This is a genomic window from Rhodococcus sp. 05-2255-1e (assembly GCF_002259025.1).
GTDB lineage: Bacteria > Actinomycetota > Actinomycetes > Mycobacteriales > Mycobacteriaceae > Rhodococcoides > Rhodococcoides fascians.
In genome coordinates, this window is the sequence record NZ_NOZE01000010.1 from 275,931 (window position 1) to 294,128 (window position 18,198).

Here is an 18,198-nt window from a genome sequence, read left to right on the forward strand (position 1 = left end):
GCCCAGCCTAGGCATGGACGCCATCGAGGCGCTCCGACACATCCATCGGTGGCTTGCGTTGTAGTGTCGAAGTGTGCAGCGACGAATTATGGGCATCGAGACCGAGTTCGGTGTCACATGTACCTTTCACGGACACCGACGCCTGAGTCCGGACGAGGTGGCCCGCTACCTCTTCCGTCGCGTGGTCTCGTGGGGCCGCAGCTCGAATGTGTTCCTCCGCAACGGCGCTCGCCTCTATCTCGACGTCGGTTCGCATCCCGAGTACGCCACTGCCGAATGCGACAGCCTGCTGCAATTGGTCACCCATGATCGCGCAGGCGAGCGAGTACTCGAGGATTTGCTGATCGACGCCGAACAGCGTCTCGCCGAGGAGGGCATCGGCGGAGACATCTACCTGTTCAAGAACAACACCGATTCGGCGGGCAACTCCTACGGTTGCCACGAGAATTTCCTCGTCCAGCGAGCGGGCGAATTCTCGCGCATCTCGGATGTACTCCTTCCGTTCCTGGTCACCCGCCAATTGATCTGTGGCGCAGGCAAGGTGCTGCAGACACCCAAGGCCGCGACGTTCTGCCTCTCGCAGCGCGCCGAGCACATCTGGGAAGGCGTGTCGTCGGCCACCACTCGTTCACGGCCGATCATCAACACCCGCGACGAACCGCACGCCGATGCCGAGAAGTATCGCCGGCTCCACGTCATCGTCGGCGATTCCAACATGGCCGAGACCTCGACCATGCTCAAGGTGGGGACGGCCGCACTCGTACTCGAGATGATCGAGGCAGGCGTCTCGTTCCGAGACTTCGCGCTGGACAATCCGATTCGGGCCATTCGCGAGGTCAGCCACGATCTGACCGGTCGCAGGCCGGTCCGCCTCGCCGGCGGTCGCCAGGCCAGTGCACTCGAAATCCAGCGTGAGTACTACTCCCGGGCCGTCGAGCATCTCCAGACGCGGGAGCCGAATGCTCAGGTGACCCAGGTGGTGGACCTGTGGGGACGCACACTCGATGCCATCGAGTCGCAGGACTTCGCCAAGGTCGACACCGAAATCGACTGGGTCATCAAACGCAAGCTGTTCGAGCGGTATCAGGACCGCTACTCGATGGAACTTTCCGATCCCAAGATCGCTCAGCTCGATCTTGCGTACCACGACATCAAGCGTGGACGGGGAGTGTTCGACGTGCTGCAGCGCAAGGGTCTGGTCAAGCGAGTCACCGAGGACGAGCAGATCGACGAAGCGGTGAATCTGCCGCCGCAGACGACACGCGCGAAGCTGCGAGGTGAGTTCATCACCGCCGCCCAGGAAGCCGGACGCGACTTCACCGTCGACTGGGTACACCTGAAACTCAACGATCAGGCGCAGCGAACGGTGTTGTGCAAGGACCCGTTCCGTTCGGTCGACGAGCGCGTCGAGCGACTCATCGCATCGATGTAGTGCGAACGCGACTCGGCTGGAGGTCGGGTAGCGATCCAGGCAACTCGGGTCGCTACAGCTCCGGCGGGCGGTGAACAACTAGGCTCGACTGTCGTGGCCACCACCAAAGTCGAACGCCTGATGAACCTGGTCATCTGTCTGTTGTCGACGCGTCAGTTCCTGACCGCGGAGTGGATCCGCGAGAGCGTTGCCGGGTACGACGACTCGACGAGCCTCGAAGCGTTCAGCAGGATGTTCGAGCGTGACAAGAACGAACTGCGCGATCTCGGGGTTCCCCTCGAGACCGGCATCGCCACGCGGTTCGGTGGTGTCGAGGGTTATCGCATCAACCGAGATGCCTACGAGCTGCCGGACATCGATCTCACCAGCGAGGAATCGGCTGCGGTCGCGGTGGCCGTCAAACTGTGGGAATCACCGGAACTGACGTCCGCGGCCCAGAGTGCGCTGCTGAAGCTGCGCGCCGCAGGTATTCAGGTCGACCAGAACGAGTCGGCCGCTGCCGTCACGGCCGTTCCGGCGCGAACCCGAGGGTCCGAGCCCGCACTGGGTGCCCTGCTCGCGGCGATCGACGAGGGTAAGTCGGTGCGGTTCGAGCATCGACCCTCGTTGACCGAGCCGTTCGTCACCCGAACCGTCCAGCCGTGGGGCGTTGTGACGTTCCGGGGACGGTGGTACCTCGTGGGACACGACGTGGACCGAGACGACACCCGAACCTTCCGACTGTCCCGGATCGGCGACGACGTCAAAGCCTTCGGATCACCTCAGAGTGTCCGCAAGCCCGACGGTATCGATCTTCAGGACATCGTCCGCCGCGTCGCGGGCACGTCCTCGGTGTCGGGTACCGCGCGAGTGTGGCTTCAGGACGGTCGGGCGACGGAGCTGCGGAGGATGGGCACCGTGGTGGGGGAGCAGACGGTGGGGTCGCGCACCGGAACGGTCGTCGAGGTTCCGGTACGGTCCTGGGATTGGATTTCGCGGCTCATCGCCGGTCACGGTCCCGACGCGATGGTGTTGGCCCCGGCAGAGCTGCGGGCCGATGTCATCTCCACATTGCAGACTGCAGCCGAACTGGAGAACGAACGATGAGCGCGCGTCTGTCGGTGCGGTTGGCCCGCCTGCTCAACATGGTGCCCTTCTTCATGGCCAATCCGGGGTTGAGCGCCGAGGAGGCCGCTCGGGAACTGGGCGTGACCACCGCGACGCTGATGGCCGATCTCAATCAGCTCTGGATGTGCGGTCTGCCCGGATACGGACCGGGTGACCTCATCGATCTGTCGTTCTCGGAGGAGAGCATCGACGTCACCTTCTCCGCCGGGATCGACCGTCCGCTGCGGTTGACGTCCACCGAGGCCACAGCACTGTTGGTCGCACTTCGGTCGTTGACCTCGATGCCGGGGATGGTCGATCCGTCGGCCGCTCAGCGGGCGATCGCGAAGATCGAGACCGCGGCCGGGTCGGCGGCGGCGAATGTGCCGCTCTCGTCCGACCACGACACGGCCGACGCGGAGGAGGGTCCGGTGTCGAGCACCGTACGGTCTGCGCTCCGAGCCCGGCACGCACTCGAACTCACCTACTACTCGGCGTCGCGAGACGTGCTCACCGAGCGCATCGTCGATCCGATCAGGACCGTGGTGGTCGACGACAACAGCTATCTGCAGGCATGGTGTCGCGGTGCCGAGGGCGTTCGCCTGTTCAGATTCGATCGCATCGATTCGGCCACCGAACTCGACGAACCGTCGTCCCCGCCGGAGTCGGTGCAGGACGAGGACGCGTTCGAGATATTCAACGACGACCCCTCTCTGTCCCAGGCGCGGTTACGCGTCTCACCTGCGTTCACCTGGATCCTGGACTACTACCCGATGACGCAGGTAGCCGCCGATTCGGACGGGTCCATCGAGGTGACCATGCGTTTCGCGACGCTGCAGTGGATGACCCGGCTGACCCTCGGGTTCGGCGGTGGCGTCACCGTACTGGGACCTGAATCCTTGGTGAATTCCGTCCGCGATCGTGCGCGGTCCGCCCTGAATGCCTACGCGGAGCTCGACGCCACCGACACCGGTGGCGGCCTCGCAACATGAACGCGAGGTGAAGCGGTGCGCTCCGTTGCCGAGCGCACCGCCCGCCGTCGGGTACGCTCGATTCATCTGATCTCAGGAGGTTCACATGGGATTCACCAGTCCCTGGCACTGGGCCATCGTTGCGGTGGTCGTCATCATTCTGTTCGGTTCCAAGAAGCTGCCCGAGGCTGCGCGTGGACTCGGACGCTCGTTGCGCATCTTCAAGAGCGAGGTCAAGGAGATGCAGAACGACGGCAAATCCGACACCGATACCGCGACTGCACAGCAGCCGGCCGCACCCGCTCAGCTGCCCTCGCCGGCACCCGTGGCGCAGACCGAGACCACACCCCAGCACGACGCGAAGTCTGCCTGAGCGACGCCGCTCAGCACACCTTCGGTGCCGCGTCGGCACCGAAGGTTCACTGCTGTCGGTGACGGCCTCGTGCCGCCTGCCGACCGAAGAAGGCTGACCGTAGAACACCATGCGCATTCCGTTCGATCCACGGCGCAGTAAGCGTCGAGTCAATCCCGACGGCACGATGTCGTTGGTCGATCACCTGTACGAGCTGCGAACCCGGCTGCTCTGGTCGCTGCTGGCCATCGCGGTGACCACTGCATTCGGATTCTTCTGGTACTCACACACGATCTTCGGCGTCGAAAGCCTCGGCGATCTGCTTCGAGGCCCGTACTGCACCCTGGACCCGAGCCTGCGTGCGGATCTGAGCAACGACGATCAGTGCCGCCTGCTCGCCACCGGCCCGTTCGACCAGTTCCTGCTGCGGTTCAAGGTGGCGTTCACCGCAGGCGTAGTGCTCGCCTGCCCCATCTGGCTGTACCAGATCTGGGCGTTCATCACTCCCGGCCTGTACGCCAACGAACGCCGTTACGCAGTCTCCTTCGTCACCGGTGCCGCTGCGCTGTTCGTGACCGGAGCGATTCTGGCGTACTTCGTCGTCGCCAAGGGCTTGCACTTTCTGCTGTCGATCGGTGACAACGTCCAGATCACGGCACTGAGCGGCGATCAGTACTTCGGTTTTCTGATCAATCTTCTGATCATCTTCGGTGTCAGCTTCGAAATACCGCTGCTGGTCGTCGGTTTGAACTTCGTCGGTGTTCTCACCTACGAGCGCCTGAAGGCGTGGCGTCGCGGGTTGATCTTCGGACTGTTCGTGTTCGCGGCGATCGCAACGCCCGGACAGGATCCCTTCTCGATGCTGGCCTTGGCGTTGGCTCTGACGGTGCTCTTCGAGATGGCAGTGCAGATTGCGCGGATTCACGACAAGCGTAAGTTGCGCAAGAGAAGAGACGAATGGGGTGATGTGTCAGATGACGAAGCAACACGCATCGAAGGCGCAAGTTCTATCCAGGCCCCACACGCTGTCGCACCGACACCGCCGGTGGGCGGTATCGGCACTGCGACCCGAACACAGGCCCAGTACGACGACACGATCTGATGTGAGTCCCAGCGTCGGGGCGCGACCATGAGCGAGGCTGTTGTCGACACCCGGTCCAGGCCAGAACCCACTGAACTGCAACGATTTTCCGCGGAGTTGAGTTTTCCGTTGGACCGCTTCCAGGTGGATGCGTGCACTGCGTTGGAGAACGGTCACGGGGTGTTGGTCTGCGCCCCGACCGGCGCGGGCAAGACGGTGATCGGCGAGTTCGCGGTGCACCTGGCCCTCGCCGCCGGTCGCAAATGCTTCTACACCACCCCCATCAAGGCGCTCAGCAACCAGAAGTTCGCCGAGTTGACCGCGCGATACGGACGCGAGACGGTCGGCCTGTTGACCGGTGATTCGTCCATCAATCCGGATGCACCCATCGTCATCATGACGACCGAGGTGCTGCGCAACATGCTCTACGCATCCTCCGACGCACTGCGCGGGCTCTCGCACGTGGTGATGGACGAGGTGCACTACCTGGCGGATCGGTTCCGAGGAGCGGTCTGGGAAGAAGTGATCCTGCACCTGTCCGACGACGTGCGTCTGGTGAGCCTGTCCGCAACGGTCAGCAACGCCGAGGAGTTCGGCGCGTGGATGAGTACCGTTCGCGGCGACACCTCGGTCGTCGTGGACGAGAACCGTCCCGTTCCGCTCTCGCAGCACATCATGGTGGGCCGTCGGTTGTTCGATCTCTTCGACACCCGAGCACAGTCACCGGACGGCCACCAGAAGGTCGTCGTGGACCGAGACCTGGTGCGTCACGTCAAGCAGCGTCAGTCGCTGGACTCCATGGATCGGTGGCACGCACCGCACAGTCGAGGACGCGGAGGTCGAAGCGGGGGCGGCGGACGCGGCGGCCACCAGGGAGGCGGAGGTGCCAACCGTCCGCTGGCTCGTCCCGATGTGATCGCCAAACTGGACGAGGAAGGTCTGCTCCCGGCCATCACGTTCATCTTCAGTCGTGCAGGCTGTGACGGGGCCCTGACTCAGTGCATGCGTTCGCGGCTGGTTCTGACGACGCCTGAGCAGGCCGAGGAGATCAGGTACATCGTCGAGAAGCACACCTCCGAACTTCCGCGCGAGGATCTGGAAGTGCTCGGCTTCTGGGAATGGCGAGATGCGCTCGAACGCGGGTTCGCCGCGCACCACGCCGGAATGCTGCCGGTCTTCCGTCACACCGTCGAGGAGCTGTTCGTCAAGGGATTGGTCAGAGCTGTGTTCGCCACCGAAACTCTGGCTCTCGGAATCAATATGCCTGCCCGAACCGTGGTGCTCGAAAAGCTGGTCAAGTTCAACGGTGAGACGCACGCGGAGCTGACACCGGGGGAGTACACCCAGCTGACCGGCCGGGCCGGGCGACGCGGCATCGACGTCGAGGGTCACGCGGTGGTGCTGTGGCAGCCCGGTACCGAACCGACCGAGGTGGCCGGACTCGCGTCGACGCGAACGTTTCCCCTCCGGAGCTCCTTCGCGCCCGCCTACAACATGTCGATCAATCTGATCGAACAGTTCGGGGCAGCGGATTCACGGCAGTTGCTCGAACGGTCCTTCGCTCAGTTCCAGGCCGACCGGTCCGTCGTCGGCATGGTCCGCGGTATCGAGAAGAACATGAAGACGTTGGAGGCGCTCGGCGCAACGCTCGGTGGCCCCGACGGGGAGTACTTCGAGTACGCGCGACTGCGCGAGCGTCTGAAGGATCGAGAGAAGACCCTCGAGCGTCAGAACAGGTCCGATCGGCGGGACAAAGCCGTCGACTCGTTGCGTGCGTTGCGCCGCGGCGACGTGATCTCGGTGCCGTCCGGACGGCGCAGCGGACTGGCAGTGGTACTCGAACCGGACGACGATCGCGGCGATCCGCGGCCGCTCGTGCTGACCGAGGACAAATGGGCCGGTCGTCTGTCCGCTGCCGATTTCCCTACGCCGGCAACACCTCTCGGCTCCATGCGATTGCCACGGTTCGTCGATCACCGCACCGCCAAGACCCGTCGGGATCTGGCGGCGGCGTTGGTCACCCGCGGCATATCCCAGCCCTCCGATCGAGTGGGACGAAAGTCGACCGCCGCCGACGACAAGGAGTTGGCAACCCTGCGGCGGGCCATCCGCTCGCATCCGGTGCACAGCCGGCCGGATCGCGAGGAACTCTCTCGAACCGGCGAACGCTACAACCGGCTGGCCCGGGAAACCGAGTCGATGCGGCAGAAGGTGTCGGCCACCACGAACTCGTTGGCCCGAACGTTCGACCGCATTCTGGCCTTGCTGGCGGACCGCGGCTACGTGACCCCGGGCAAGGATCCCAAGGTGACCGACGACGGTGCTCGATTGAGCCGGATCTACTCCGAATCCGATCTTCTGGTCGCGGAATGCCTCCGAGGCGGACTGTGGCAGGGCTTGTCGGCCGCAGAGTTGGCAGCAGTGGTCTCGGCCGTGGTCTACGAGTCCCGCTCCGAGGGAGACATCACCCCGCACGGCCCGACCGGACCCATCAGGCACGCGTTGACCGAGACCGTGCGTGTGTGGCACGAGCTGCGGGCCGACGAGGTTCGGCACAAACTGCCACCGACCAGAGAGCCGGACATGGGCTTCGTCAAAGCGATCTACAAGTGGGCTTCCGACCATTCACTCGTCGACGCACTGGTCGCGGCAGGCGACAACGGCAAGGCGCTGTCCGGTGGCGACTTCGTCCGATGGTGTCGGCAGGTCATCGACCTGCTCGACCAGGTGCGGCTCGCCGCTCCCGAACCCGAGCTGTCGCGAACCGCCGCCCGTGCCGTCGCCGCGCTGCGACAAGGAGTGGTGGCCGTCGATGCCGCGTGACCGATGCTGCGTGACCGGCGCTGCGTGACGGGCCGAAACCGGACTGCCGGGTCGGTACAGCGGACGCAGCGGCAAGCGGGATACTGTACCCCCGACGGATTCGAGATTTCAGTGGAGGCGAGATGAGCGGCCCATACGGTCCGACCGACCCCGACAACAGTTGGTCACGAACGCCGGACCAGGACGGTGCCGCAAAGGACGGGCAGGAAGCTTCCACCGGCGAAGCTGCGGCGACATCCGAATCGCAGACTCCGACTCCGTCGGCGTGGGGACAGTACGCGCCGCCCACCGGCACCCCGACCACGCAGTACGGCGAACCTTCCGGAGGCGCGTACGGCCAGTCTCCCCAGGGGCAAACTCCCCCGGGGCAATACCCTCAGGGCGCGTATCCCCAGGGGCAATACCCCCAGGGCGCGTATCCGGCCGGGCCCTACCCGCAGCAGGGTCAGAATCCTCAGGTTCAGGGTCCGCAGGGGCAGTACCCGCAGGGCTACAACCCGCAGAATCCGACCGCACAGAATCCGACCGCGCAATACCCGGCGGGACAGCCGTACGGGGCACCGTATCCGGGGACCGGACAGCAGCCTGCCGGCGACGCCGCCTACAAAAATCCCTACGCACCACAACAATTCGGTGGCAGTGGGCAGTACGGTGCCGGCCAGTACGGTCAGCAGCCTCCCTTCGCGGGCGGGCAGAATCCGAATCAGCAGTATCCCGGTCAGCACTATCCCGGACAGCAGTATCCGGGCCAGTACCCCGGGCAGTACCCGGGCCAGCAGCCAAGTCCCGGTCGCAGTGGCGCGCAGTCCAAGAAGCCGCTGATCATCGCGGGCTCCGTCATCGCCGTCGTGGCCGTGGTCGCGGCAGTGCTGTACTTCGCGTTCGGGCGCACGACCACCCTCGATACGACGGCCGCTCAGGACGGTATTCGCACGGTGTTGACCGAGTCCTACGGTGCCACGAACGTCTCGGGGGTGTCGTGCCCGCAGAACATCGAAGTCAAGGCCGGCACCAGCGTCGATTGCACGCTGACGGTCGACGGGGCGTTCAAGAAGGTGACGTTGACGTTCCTCAACGACGACGCCGACTACGAGGTCTCACTCCCGAAATAGCCCCGGTCAATTCTGCGACGCCGTGGCCGCCATCGCCGAGACGAGGCGGTCCACGGCGTTTCTGATTCCCAGGGTCTCCGCGAGCTTGTCGAGTGCCTCGAGATCTGCCGGTTCCGCCGGAATCTCGTCCGACCTCGACAGAACGACGTCGGCATCGGTGACGACCCGCACCACCGGCAGTGCCGCATCGAGGTAGTCGCTGGCGTTGGCCAGCTTCGCCCGAATTCCCTTGGCCATGTCCGACTCCGGATCGAGTGCCGCTGCACGCAGGGCCGCAACGGACTCGTACTGCAGCATGAGCGTGGAGGCCGTCTTCTCGCCGACACCCTTGACACCCGGTAGCCCGTCCGACGCATCGCCGCGCAGAAGCGCCAATTCCGCGTAGGCCGCTCCCGCACGGTGCAACGGGACGCCGTACCGCTCGGCCACCTCGACCGGGCCGAAGAGTTCGGCCTTGGCCAAGCCTCGACCCACGTACAGCACCCGTACCTCGTTCGGTTCGTCCGCCGCCACCTGCAACAGATCTCGGTCGCCGCTGACCACGACGACGGGATCGCGTCGTTCCTGTGCAGCCAAGGTTCCGAGCACGTCGTCGGCCTCGAGGCCGTCGGCCCCCGCGGTGGCAATTCCCAACGCCGCCAGGACGTCCATGATCATGTCCACCTGTGGCGTCAGGGTCTCGGGAACCTCTTCGCTCTCGGCCACATCCGGCGCGGCGTCGGCAACCCGGTGCGCCTTGTACGAGGGAACGAGGTCCACTCGGAACTGTGGACGCCAGTCGAGGTCGAGGCATACAGCCAATCGGCTCGGTTCGGTTCGCGTGATCAGGGCCGAGATCATGTCGAGGAAACCTCGCACGGCATTGACGGGACGGCCGTCGGGCGCCGTAATCGACTCGGGCAGAGCGTAGTAGGCCCTGAACCACAGGCTCGCGCCGTCGAGGAGCAGCAACGGCGACTTTCCGGGGGTGGTCATGGGGCTCATCTTGCCGTACGGCACTAGCCTGAAGGTATGAGTGTCGATTCTTCTCGTTTTCCCAGCGATGTCTACGCCTCCAGGCTCGCGCGCGCGGCCCGCCTGACGTCGGACGCAGGCTTGGACGCCCTGCTGATCACTCCGGGCCCGGATCTGCAGTATCTGATCGGGTCCACGGCCAGCTCGTTCGAGCGTCTCATCGCGTTGGTGGTGCCGGCCGACGGCAGCACTCCCAGCATCGTCGTGCCGCGGCTCGAACTCGCCGCGCTGGGTGACTCCGCCGCCGAGGACCTGTCACTGACGCTCGTCGATTGGGTGGACGGCGTCGATCCGTACGCGCTCGTGGCTGCGGCCGTGCCGGCCGGCAGCAAGACCGCTGTCGCCGACGCAATGCCCGCCCTGCACTTCGTGCCGCTGGCAACGATTTTCGGGACCGTGCCGGTACTGGCGACAGACGTTCTGCGCCAGCTGCGTATGATCAAGGACGACGCCGAGATCGATGCTCTGCGTCGAGCCGGTCATGCCATCGACCGGGTTCACGCCCGGATGGGCGAGTGGCTCCGAGTGGGCCGAACCGAAGCCCAGATCGCGGCAGACATCGCGACGGCGATCGTCGAGGAAGGCCATACCGCACCGGAATTCATCATTGTCGGCTCCGGTCCGCACGGTGCCGATCCGCACCACGAGGTCTCCGATCGTGTCGTCGAGGCCGGCGACGTGGTCGTCGTCGACATCGGTGGACCCGTTGCGCCGGGATACAACTCGGACTCCACTCGCACCTACAGTCTCGGCGAGCCTTCGGCCGAGGTCGCTACCCGGTACGCGGTACTGGAGCGAGCTCAGCAGGCCGCAGTCGACGCTGTGTCGCCGGGAGTCAGCGCGGAGTCCATCGACGCAGCCGCACGCGAGGTGTTGGTCGAAGCCGGTCTGGGAGAGGCTTTCCTGCACCGCACCGGACACGGTATCGGCCTGTCGGTGCACGAGGAGCCGTACATCGTGGCGGGCAACGACATCACTCTCACCGAGGGAATGGCGTTCAGCATCGAACCGGGCATCTATTTCCGTGGGCAGTGGGGTGCCAGGATCGAGGACATCGTCGTCGTGACGGCGAACGGGTGCGAATCGGTCAACCTCCGCCCCCACGGTCTCGCCGTGCTGCCGGTGTGACCGACGGCCGCCAAGTAGAGTTCGTCTCCGTCGTCAGGACGAATCCGATTGTGGCCGAGGTACTTCGGCGTGCGCCGCAGCTCGGGCTCTCGGGTTGGTACCTGACGGCGGGCGGTCTGTTCCAAACCGTGTGGAATCACCTCGCCGACCGAGATCTCGGGGCCGGAATTCGCGACTACGACTTCTTCTACTTCGACGACACGGATCTGTCGTACGCCGCCGAGAACGACGTGATCGAGACCGCGGCCGACGTGTTCGCCGACCTCGGGGTCGACGTCGAAGTGCGTAATCAAGCGCGTGTACACCTGTGGTACGAGCAGCATTTCGGAGCGACGTTGGCTCCGTACCGAAGCTCCGAGGATGCCATCGACCACTTCGTGTCGACCACGTGCTGTTTCGGAATCACCGTGGACTCCCACGGTATGGACCGCGTCTATGCCCCACACGGCTTCGAAGACCTGTTCGCCGGGATCGTCCGGCCGAATCCGCGATTACCGATGCGGCACGTCTACGAGGCGAAGGCCGCGCGGTGGACCACCGAATGGCCGAACCTGACCGTTCTACCCTGGCCGACGGACGACTAGCGTCGCAGCAGCGAGCGGCTGCCCAGTACCCGCCGCACCGCTATCTCGACGACGACGCGGGTCGGATTCTCCCGCGGCACTCGATAGCGTCGGGCATAGCGGTTCTCCGCATCGGCGACCGACTCGTGGTCGTCGCGAACGGTGGCCGGACCCTCCAACGTCAGCCAGCGGGCACCGTCGATCTGGGTGACGGCGGCGTAGGCACCGCGGCCGGCGTTGATCGCCTTCTGCGACACGTTGTTGGTGATGACACGGGCGACGTGCGCGTCCGCGTCGTAGGTGAACCCGACGGCGACGACATGGGGCGTGCCGTCCGGACGCAACGTCGTCAGCGTGGCGAGGTGCCGTTCGGTGAGGAATTCGATCGCCTCGTCGGTGAGGGCAGTCGCGTCAGCGGGGGTAGCGGCCATGACTCGACTGTAGTGACGTGCCCCGACTGCCATGAGCGGGGCTCGATCGGAGAGACTGTTCGGCGTGAGCAGACGATCTGAACCCGCCTCGGGAACGTTGTTGTTGCTCGGCGGCCGAAGCGAGATCGGTCTCGAGGTCGCCACTCGGCTGGCACCGGGACGAACTGTCGTACTGGCCGCTCGACGCAGTTCCGACCTGGCGACGCAAAGGTCACGTGTGCTGCAGGCAGGCGCGACGACCGTCGATGCGGTCGAGTTCGACGCGAACGCCATGGACACCCACGAGGAACTCCTGCGCTCCGTCGTGGAACGGCACGGGCCCATCGGAATCGTGGTGTTGGCGTTCGGGATTCTGGGGGATCAGACGCGCGCCGAGGACGACGCGGCGCATGCGCTGGAGGTGATCACGACCGACTTCCTGGCCCAGGTTTCCGTCCTCACCCACGCCGCGAAGGTACTGCGGGCGCAGAAGAGCGGCGATCTGGTGGTCTTCTCGTCCGTCGCGGGTGTCCGGGTGAGGCGGGCCAACTACGTCTACGGCTCGGCCAAAGCGGGTCTGGACGGCTTCGCCAGCGGACTGAGCGATTCCCTGCACGGCAGCGGCGTTCATCTGTTGCTCGCGCGCCCAGGGTTCGTCATCGGTTCGATGACAGAGGGCATGGACCCGGCACCGATGTCCAGCACACCCGATCAGGTGGCCGCCGCGGTGGTGGCTGCGCTGCGCAGCCGGAAGTCGACGGTGTGGATCCCCGGCACTCTTCGGCCGGTGTTCTTCGCGATGAGACTGCTTCCGCAATGGCTGTGGCGCAGGATGCCGCGCTGATGGCGGAGCCCAACCCTCACCCCATCGCAGTGGTGGGAATCGGCGCGGACGGTTGGGACGGACTGTCTGCCGTCTCACGTGTCGTGGTCGAGCAGGCTGATGTCGTCTTCGGGTCGGCGAGGCAGCTTGCCGGCGTGGTGGACAGGTGCGCCGACACTCGTGCGTGGCCCAGTCCGTTGCTGCCGAGCCTGCGGCCCATGATCGACTCCTGTGACGGCCGGACCGTGTGTGTGCTGGCCAGTGGCGACCCGATGTTTCACGGTATCGGTGTGAGCCTGGCTCGCGAATTCGGCGCCGAACGTCTGAGGGTGTATCCCGCACCGTCGTCGGTTTCGCTCGCCTGTGCGCGTCTGGGCTGGTCGCTCGCGCACACCACGACGGTGTCGCTGGTGAACAACCCGGTCGAGACCGTACTCCCGGAACTCGGCCACGGTCGTCGACTTCTCGTACTGAGCCGAGGCAGCTCGACACCGGGTGACGTGTGTGCGCTCCTGCGTGACAACGGTTTCGGTACCAGCACGGTGAGTGTGCTCGAACAACTCGGCGGCCCGGCCGAACGAGTCACCCGGGGGACGGCATCGGACTCGACGTTCGCCGACGCCGACCCGCTGAACGTCGTCGCGCTCGAATGCGTTCGAGATCGCAGCGCCATCAGACTCACTCGCGTTCCGGGCCTGCCCGATTCGCAGTACACCGGCGACGGTCAGATGACCAAGCAGGAAGTGCGCGCATTGACGCTGTGCGCGTTGGCGCCCGGACCCGGGGAGGTCCTGTGGGACGTCGGCGGGGGCTCGGGGACGATCGCCATCGAATGGATGCGCACCGATCCATCTTGTCGGGCAGTGACATTCGAGTCGTCCGCGGATCGTCGACACCAGATCGCGACCAACGCACAACGGCTCGGGGTGCCCGGGCTGGCCGTGCTCGGCACTGCGCCCGGAGCTTTCGACGAGGTCCCCGGCAGTGCAGGCGTTCCGGACGCGGTGTTCGTCGGCGGCGGGGCGACCGAGCCGGGCATGATCGAGCGGTGCTGGGCGGCCGTGCGTCCCGGTGGCCGATTGGTCGCCAATTCGGTGACCGCAGAATCGGATTCACTGCTGCTCTCGGCAGCTGCACGATACGGCGGCAGGCTGCGCCGGTTCCAGATCTACCGGGGTGAGCCGTTGGGCTCCTTCACCACCTGGCGACCACAACTGCCGGTCACTCAGTGGTGCGTGACGAAACCCTGGGGTGCGCCCGACGGGGCGGATGCGGACGAGCAGTGAAGGTCCTACTCCTGGGCGGCACGTCCGAATCCAGGCAACTCGCGGCCGCCGTGGCCGGCGTGCCCGGGATCGAGTTGATCACCTCGCTGGCCGGGCGCGTCGCCGAGCCGGCGCCGGTGTCGGGCCATACCAGGATCGGCGGTTTCGGCGGTGCCGACGCATTGGCACAGTGGATTCGAGACAACGCCGTCGACGCACTGGTCGACGCGACGCATCCGTTTGCCGCCACCATCACCGCGCATGCCGACTACGCTGCTCGGACAACCGGTGTCGCTCATCTCGTGCTGACCCGGCCACCGTGGATCGCGTCGACGGACGACCAGTGGACCACCGTGGCATCCCTACCCGAGGCGGCCGCATCGATAGAACCGGGTAGTCGGGTGTTCCTCACCATCGGCAGGCAAGGCGTTCACCATTTCGCCGGAGTCGCCGATGCGTGGTTCCTGATCCGTTCGATAGATCCACCGACCGGTGCCGTTCCCCCTCACGCCACCCTCGAGCTCGGCCGCGGGCCGTTCGACCTCGCGCACGAGTCGGCAATGCTCGCGGACAACCGAATAGACCTGCTGGTCACCAAGAACAGCGGCGGCACGATGACCCGCGCCAAGCTCGACGCGGCGCGATCGGCCTCGATTCCCGTTCTGATGATCTCGCGACCCACCGTCGACATCTCGGCATCGACGGTCGACGAGGTCGATGCCGCCGCTCGGTGGTTGATCGAACGCCTACGCGTCACTCACTGACGGGTAGCGCCGCGACGTGAACACTTTGGGACCGCTTCCGGTCTCCACCACCGTCGTCATCGAGGAGCCGATGATGAGCAGGCACCGCATGTCGATCGACTCGGGATCGAGTTCCCCGAGGGTCACGGTGCGCACCGATTCCTGCGCACTGCCTACCGCGCGCCCGATCACCACCGGCGTCGCCGGTGAACGATGTTCGAGCAGAACATCTTTCATGGCCGCGACCTGCCAGGTGCGAGTCTTGGACGCCGGGTTGTAGATCGCGATCGCCATGTCGGCTTCGGCCACTGCCGAGAGCCGTCGGGCCACCACGTCCCAGGGCTTGAGTCGATCGGAAAGGGAGATGACGGCGTAGTCGTGTCCGAGCGGCGCGCCGACGCGGCTGGCAACAGCATTGGCTGCCGTCATTCCCGGGACCACCCGTACCGGTACCGAATTCCACTGCTGTTCTGCTGCAACCTCGATGACCGCTGTCGCCATCGCGAACACGCCCGGATCACCCGAGGACACCACAGCGACGCGGCGACCCTGTTTGGCGAGGTCGAGGGCGAATGCCGCGCGCTCGGATTCGACCTTGTTGTCGCTCGCATGCCGAATCTGGCCGGGTCGCTGAGGAACTCGATCGATGTAGGTGATGTATCCGACCAGATCGGTCGCTGCTGCGAGTTCGGCTCGCACTTCGTCCGTCGTCCACACGTCGTCGCCCGGACCGAGACCGACCACGACCACTTCGCCCGTACTGGTGGGAAGTTCGGTTCGATTCGACGGACTCGGCACGACGATCATCGAGAAGTACGGCACGTTGTCCGCGTCGGCGGCATCGAGGACGCGTTGCTCGGCTGTACTGGCCCGCTCGACGTACCGCGCTTCGTCGAGCCTGCCGGATCGTTCCAGTGCATCGAGCACGGTCGGATAGGTTCGACCGAGTTTCATGATGACCGCGGCGTCGGTGCCGCGGAGTCGGCGAGTGAGTTCGTTCACCGGCAAGGTGCCGGGGAGGACGGTGAACACCTCGTCGCGCTCCACCAGTGGAGTCGCCAGCGCGGCCGATGCAGCACTCACCGAGGTCACGCCGGGAACCACCTCGACCTCGAACCGGTGTGCCAGGCGTTTGTGCATGTGCATGTACGAGCTGTAGAACAGTGGATCGCCCTCGGCCAGAAGCACAACCGATCGGCCGGCGTCGAGATGAGCGGCGAGCCGTGCGGCAGCGGACTCGTAGAACTCGTCGATGGCACCCTGGTACCCACCGGGATGAGCCGTCGCCTCGGTGGTCACCGGATACACCAGGTGTTCTTCGATCTGCCCGTCGCGCATGTAACCGGCCGCGAGGGCACGCGAGATGCTGCGACCGTGCCGAGCACTGTGGAACGCGACGACATCGGCCTCGCCGATCACGCGAGCGGCCTTGACGGTCAACAACTCCGGGTCGCCCGGGCCGACGCCCACTCCCCACAACTTTCCGCTGGAGCTCATTCTTGTTCGCTCGCAATGGCATTGACCGCGGCGACGGTGATGGGGCTGCCACCGCGTCTGCCCCGGACGACCAGATATTCCACGCCGAGGTCGGCGGCTATCAGATCTTCCTTCGACTCCGCCGCGCCGATGAATCCGACCGGGCCGCCGACGATGGCTGCGGGCTTCGGAGCTCCGGCCGCGAGCATTTCCATCAGGTGGAACAGGGCGGTCGGCGCGTTTCCGATCGCGACGACGGCACCGCCCAGCTTGTCACCCCACAACTCCAGCGCGGCAGCGGTTCTCGTGGTGCCCATACTCCGAGCCAAATCCGGCACCCGAGGATCGGACAGGGTGCACAGCACCTCGTTGTCGGCCGGCAGACGGCGACGAGTGATACCGGCGGCAACCATGTTGGCGTCGCACAACACGGGTGCCCCTGCGCGCAGGGCAGTTCGGGCGGACTCCACCACGTCGGGCGTGAAGCCGATCGTCTCGGTCAGGTCGATCTCACCGACAGCGTGAATCATGCGCACGACGACCTGGGCGACGTCCGGGGTGAACCGAGACAGATCCGCTTCGGCACGGATGGTTGCGAAAGACTGGCGGTAGATCTCCGCGCCGTCACGGATGTAGTCGTGCATGCGTGTCACGATAGGGGAGAGGGCCCCCTCAGCCGGAAGCCGGTCTCCAGGTGCTCAGGACACCTGGTAGCCGATTCCCGTCGCGATGACGTCGGTCACCTCGCCTTTGGGTCGGCCGCATCGACGCTCGCAACCGGACCAATGCTGCCGCTCGTCCCGTGGCGTCATCCGCGCATCGACCGCGGCCGCGAGGTCGGCTCGGACGTCGGCGAGGGACTTCTCGCAACCGGGCGATCCGGTGCAGGCACTGACTCGGATCCACGGTGACGCGGCGTCGAAGATCAGGCCCATGGGTGCGAGAACTCGAACGACCTGTTCGGCCGGTTCCTCGTCCAGATCACCCACGATCAGCGATCGCCACGGCGTCACGATCAGCGGACGATCGACGGCCGCGAGGAATTCGGCCAACCGCGCGCCGAGGACGCCGTTGGCCAGACCTGCGCCGAGCGCAACGTGGCCATCGTCCTGATCGAGCCAGCCGATCGGTGGCACCTCGACCGGCGCGGGCATGGCCAGTACCGGTCCGGCCTGGAACCCGAGCACGTCGACGATGCGCTCGGCACCGCCGTCCAGTTCCGCCAGTCGCCATTCCTTGTTTCGCAACCGGACGAAGGCATCCGCGCAGTCGAGCAGAGTCGAGACCACGTGCTCGCGGTCGACGCGTACACCGCTGTCGCGCCCTGCCAACAGCACTGCGAACGACCCGTCGGCCTGGGCGTACACCCCGAAGTCGGGTTCGAGTCCGCACAGATCCCCGCGGCCGTCGTCCAGGGCGAACAATGTCCGGCCGGGCAGTCCGGCGAGCTCGGGGCGAGCGCACACGGCAGCGTCGAGCTCACCGACGAGACCGCGGACGTCGGTGAGTCCGCCGACCCGGCCCGACAGCGGCGAGGCGAGGATGTTGCGCACGCGCTCGTGCGTCGGAGACGGCAGCAACCCGGCCGCGGCCAACCTGTTCGCGAGCTCGTCCGGGTCCGAGACCGCACGAACCTGGATGTTGCCCCTCGACGTGAGTTCGAGCGAGCCGTCACCGAGCTCGGCCGCGGCCTCGGCCAGGACCTGCATCTGATCCGGCAGCACGAGGCCGCCCGGGAGCCGGATTCTGGCCAACGGACCGTCCGCCGCGCGGTGCGTCGACAGAGCTCCGGGGCAGCCGTCGGGCACGGACCTACTGGGCGAACTCATGTTCACCAGGCTACAAGTGCGACGGGTGGCCCGATCTCGTCCCGGCACCGGTAGCATTCGATGTTCACGGCTCCGGCCGAGAGGAAACCG

At 65.8% G+C, this 18,198-nt stretch carries 17 protein-coding genes; 12 read left to right on the top strand and 5 right to left on the bottom strand.

Annotation, left to right across the window (positions count from 1 at the left end):
* Positions 1–73: 73 nt before the first annotated feature.
* The 7 genes from pafA to CH262_RS09330 all read left to right on the top strand — a co-directional run bounded on the left by pafA (position 74) and on the right by CH262_RS09330 (position 8,857).
* Positions 74–1,432 (top strand): Pup--protein ligase, encoded by a 1,359-nt coding sequence (gene pafA / locus CH262_RS09300; RefSeq protein ID WP_174557245.1) that lies wholly within the window; start codon positions 74–76, stop codon positions 1,430–1,432.
* Between the two features lie 93 nt (positions 1,433–1,525).
* Positions 1,526–2,518 (top strand): helix-turn-helix transcriptional regulator, encoded by a 993-nt coding sequence (locus CH262_RS09305; protein WP_027497091.1) that lies wholly within the window; start codon positions 1,526–1,528, stop codon positions 2,516–2,518.
* Positions 2,515–3,510 carry a helix-turn-helix transcriptional regulator gene (locus CH262_RS09310; RefSeq protein ID WP_032387436.1) on the top strand — a complete coding sequence of 332 codons (996 nt, stop codon included), beginning with the start codon at positions 2,515–2,517 and terminating at the stop codon, positions 3,508–3,510. The genes CH262_RS09305 and CH262_RS09310 overlap by 4 nt, the downstream gene beginning before the upstream one ends.
* Before the next feature lie 85 nt (positions 3,511–3,595).
* Positions 3,596–3,862: a Sec-independent protein translocase subunit TatA gene (tatA, locus tag CH262_RS09315; RefSeq protein ID WP_027497093.1), complete on the top strand. Its 267-nt coding sequence runs from the start codon at positions 3,596–3,598 to the stop codon at positions 3,860–3,862.
* A 109-nt stretch (positions 3,863–3,971) separates the two neighbouring features.
* On the top strand, positions 3,972–4,943 hold the full coding sequence (gene tatC, locus CH262_RS09320; RefSeq protein ID WP_027497094.1) for a twin-arginine translocase subunit TatC: 972 nt from the start codon (positions 3,972–3,974) through the stop codon (positions 4,941–4,943).
* Positions 4,944–4,970: 27 nt separating this feature from the next.
* On the top strand, positions 4,971–7,745 hold the full coding sequence (locus CH262_RS09325) for a DEAD/DEAH box helicase (RefSeq protein WP_051365148.1): 2,775 nt from the start codon (positions 4,971–4,973) through the stop codon (positions 7,743–7,745).
* 122 nt (positions 7,746–7,867) lie between these two features.
* Positions 7,868–8,857 (top strand): DUF4333 domain-containing protein, encoded by a 990-nt coding sequence (locus CH262_RS09330; protein WP_032387435.1) that lies wholly within the window; start codon positions 7,868–7,870, stop codon positions 8,855–8,857.
* Positions 8,858–8,863: 6 nt separating this feature from the next.
* On the opposite strand, the gene CH262_RS09335 is transcribed toward CH262_RS09330, so the two are convergent.
* The gene (locus CH262_RS09335; RefSeq protein WP_027497097.1) at positions 8,864–9,841 is read right to left on the bottom strand and encodes a 5'-3' exonuclease; all 978 of its coding nucleotides are present in this window, start codon (positions 9,839–9,841) and stop codon (positions 8,864–8,866) included.
* Positions 9,842–9,868: 27 nt separating this feature from the next.
* Here CH262_RS09335 and CH262_RS09340 point away from each other — a divergent pair, with 27 nt between their 5' ends.
* Together CH262_RS09340 and CH262_RS09345 are read left to right on the top strand one after the other, a co-directional pair.
* Positions 9,869–10,999, top strand: coding sequence for a M24 family metallopeptidase (locus CH262_RS09340; protein ID WP_032387434.1), 1,131 nt, complete (start codon positions 9,869–9,871; stop codon positions 10,997–10,999).
* A 50-nt stretch (positions 11,000–11,049) separates the two neighbouring features.
* Positions 11,050–11,583: a nucleotidyltransferase family protein gene (locus tag CH262_RS09345; RefSeq protein ID WP_230591227.1), complete on the top strand. Its 534-nt coding sequence runs from the start codon at positions 11,050–11,052 to the stop codon at positions 11,581–11,583.
* On the opposite strand, the gene CH262_RS09350 is transcribed toward CH262_RS09345, so the two are convergent.
* The gene (locus CH262_RS09350) at positions 11,580–11,993 is read right to left on the bottom strand and encodes a TIGR03618 family F420-dependent PPOX class oxidoreductase (RefSeq protein WP_032365855.1); all 414 of its coding nucleotides are present in this window, start codon (positions 11,991–11,993) and stop codon (positions 11,580–11,582) included. The genes CH262_RS09345 and CH262_RS09350 overlap by 4 nt on opposite strands.
* 31 nt (positions 11,994–12,024) lie before the next feature.
* Here CH262_RS09350 and CH262_RS09355 point away from each other — a divergent pair, with 31 nt between their 5' ends.
* The 3 genes from CH262_RS09355 to CH262_RS09365 are packed head-to-tail and all read left to right on the top strand — an operon-like array spanning position 12,025 to position 14,824.
* A complete protein-coding gene (locus CH262_RS09355) occupies positions 12,025–12,816 on the top strand; it encodes an SDR family NAD(P)-dependent oxidoreductase (protein WP_052057333.1) in 792 nt (263 codons plus the stop codon).
* Positions 12,789–14,081 (top strand): precorrin-6y C5,15-methyltransferase (decarboxylating) subunit CbiE, encoded by a 1,293-nt coding sequence (gene cbiE / locus CH262_RS09360; protein WP_256988747.1) that lies wholly within the window; start codon positions 12,789–12,791, stop codon positions 14,079–14,081. The genes CH262_RS09355 and cbiE overlap by 28 nt, the downstream gene beginning before the upstream one ends.
* Positions 14,078–14,824 carry a cobalt-precorrin-6A reductase gene (locus tag CH262_RS09365; protein WP_094717478.1) on the top strand — a complete coding sequence of 249 codons (747 nt, stop codon included), beginning with the start codon at positions 14,078–14,080 and terminating at the stop codon, positions 14,822–14,824. The genes cbiE and CH262_RS09365 overlap by 4 nt, the downstream gene beginning before the upstream one ends.
* On the opposite strand, the gene CH262_RS09370 is transcribed toward CH262_RS09365, so the two are convergent.
* Genes CH262_RS09370 through cobG form a run of 3 tightly spaced genes read right to left on the bottom strand, consistent with a single transcriptional unit; the run spans position 14,807 to position 18,108 of the window.
* A complete protein-coding gene (locus CH262_RS09370) occupies positions 14,807–16,300 on the bottom strand; it encodes a precorrin-2 C(20)-methyltransferase (RefSeq protein ID WP_094622162.1) in 1,494 nt (497 codons plus the stop codon). The genes CH262_RS09365 and CH262_RS09370 overlap by 18 nt on opposite strands.
* Positions 16,297–16,923, bottom strand: coding sequence for a precorrin-8X methylmutase (locus CH262_RS09375; RefSeq protein WP_027497104.1), 627 nt, complete (start codon positions 16,921–16,923; stop codon positions 16,297–16,299). The genes CH262_RS09370 and CH262_RS09375 overlap by 4 nt, the downstream gene beginning before the upstream one ends.
* Before the next feature lie 54 nt (positions 16,924–16,977).
* The gene (cobG, locus tag CH262_RS09380) at positions 16,978–18,108 is read right to left on the bottom strand and encodes a precorrin-3B synthase (RefSeq protein ID WP_094717479.1); all 1,131 of its coding nucleotides are present in this window, start codon (positions 18,106–18,108) and stop codon (positions 16,978–16,980) included.
* Positions 18,109–18,198 lie beyond the last annotated feature (90 nt).

Coding starts and splice junctions, on each gene's coding strand:
- tatC (WP_027497094.1), top strand. CDS start 3,972: ATGCGCATTCCGTTCGATCCACGGCGCAGTAAGCGTCGAGTCAATCCC.
- CH262_RS09335 (WP_027497097.1), bottom strand. CDS start 9,841: ATGAGCCCCATGACCACCCCCGGAAAGTCGCCGTTGCTGCTCCTCGAC.
- CH262_RS09375 (WP_027497104.1), bottom strand. CDS start 16,923: ATGCACGACTACATCCGTGACGGCGCGGAGATCTACCGCCAGTCTTTC.
- cbiE (WP_256988747.1), top strand. CDS start 12,789: ATGGCTGTGGCGCAGGATGCCGCGCTGATGGCGGAGCCCAACCCTCAC.
- CH262_RS09355 (WP_052057333.1), top strand. CDS start 12,025: ATGAGCGGGGCTCGATCGGAGAGACTGTTCGGCGTGAGCAGACGATCT.
- CH262_RS09325 (WP_051365148.1), top strand. CDS start 4,971: ATGAGCGAGGCTGTTGTCGACACCCGGTCCAGGCCAGAACCCACTGAA.
- CH262_RS09310 (WP_032387436.1), top strand. CDS start 2,515: ATGAGCGCGCGTCTGTCGGTGCGGTTGGCCCGCCTGCTCAACATGGTG.
- cobG (WP_094717479.1), bottom strand. CDS start 18,108: ATGAGTTCGCCCAGTAGGTCCGTGCCCGACGGCTGCCCCGGAGCTCTG.
- CH262_RS09350 (WP_032365855.1), bottom strand. CDS start 11,993: ATGGCCGCTACCCCCGCTGACGCGACTGCCCTCACCGACGAGGCGATC.
- CH262_RS09370 (WP_094622162.1), bottom strand. CDS start 16,300: ATGAGCTCCAGCGGAAAGTTGTGGGGAGTGGGCGTCGGCCCGGGCGAC.
- CH262_RS09340 (WP_032387434.1), top strand. CDS start 9,869: ATGAGTGTCGATTCTTCTCGTTTTCCCAGCGATGTCTACGCCTCCAGG.
- tatA (WP_027497093.1), top strand. CDS start 3,596: ATGGGATTCACCAGTCCCTGGCACTGGGCCATCGTTGCGGTGGTCGTC.
- CH262_RS09330 (WP_032387435.1), top strand. CDS start 7,868: ATGAGCGGCCCATACGGTCCGACCGACCCCGACAACAGTTGGTCACGA.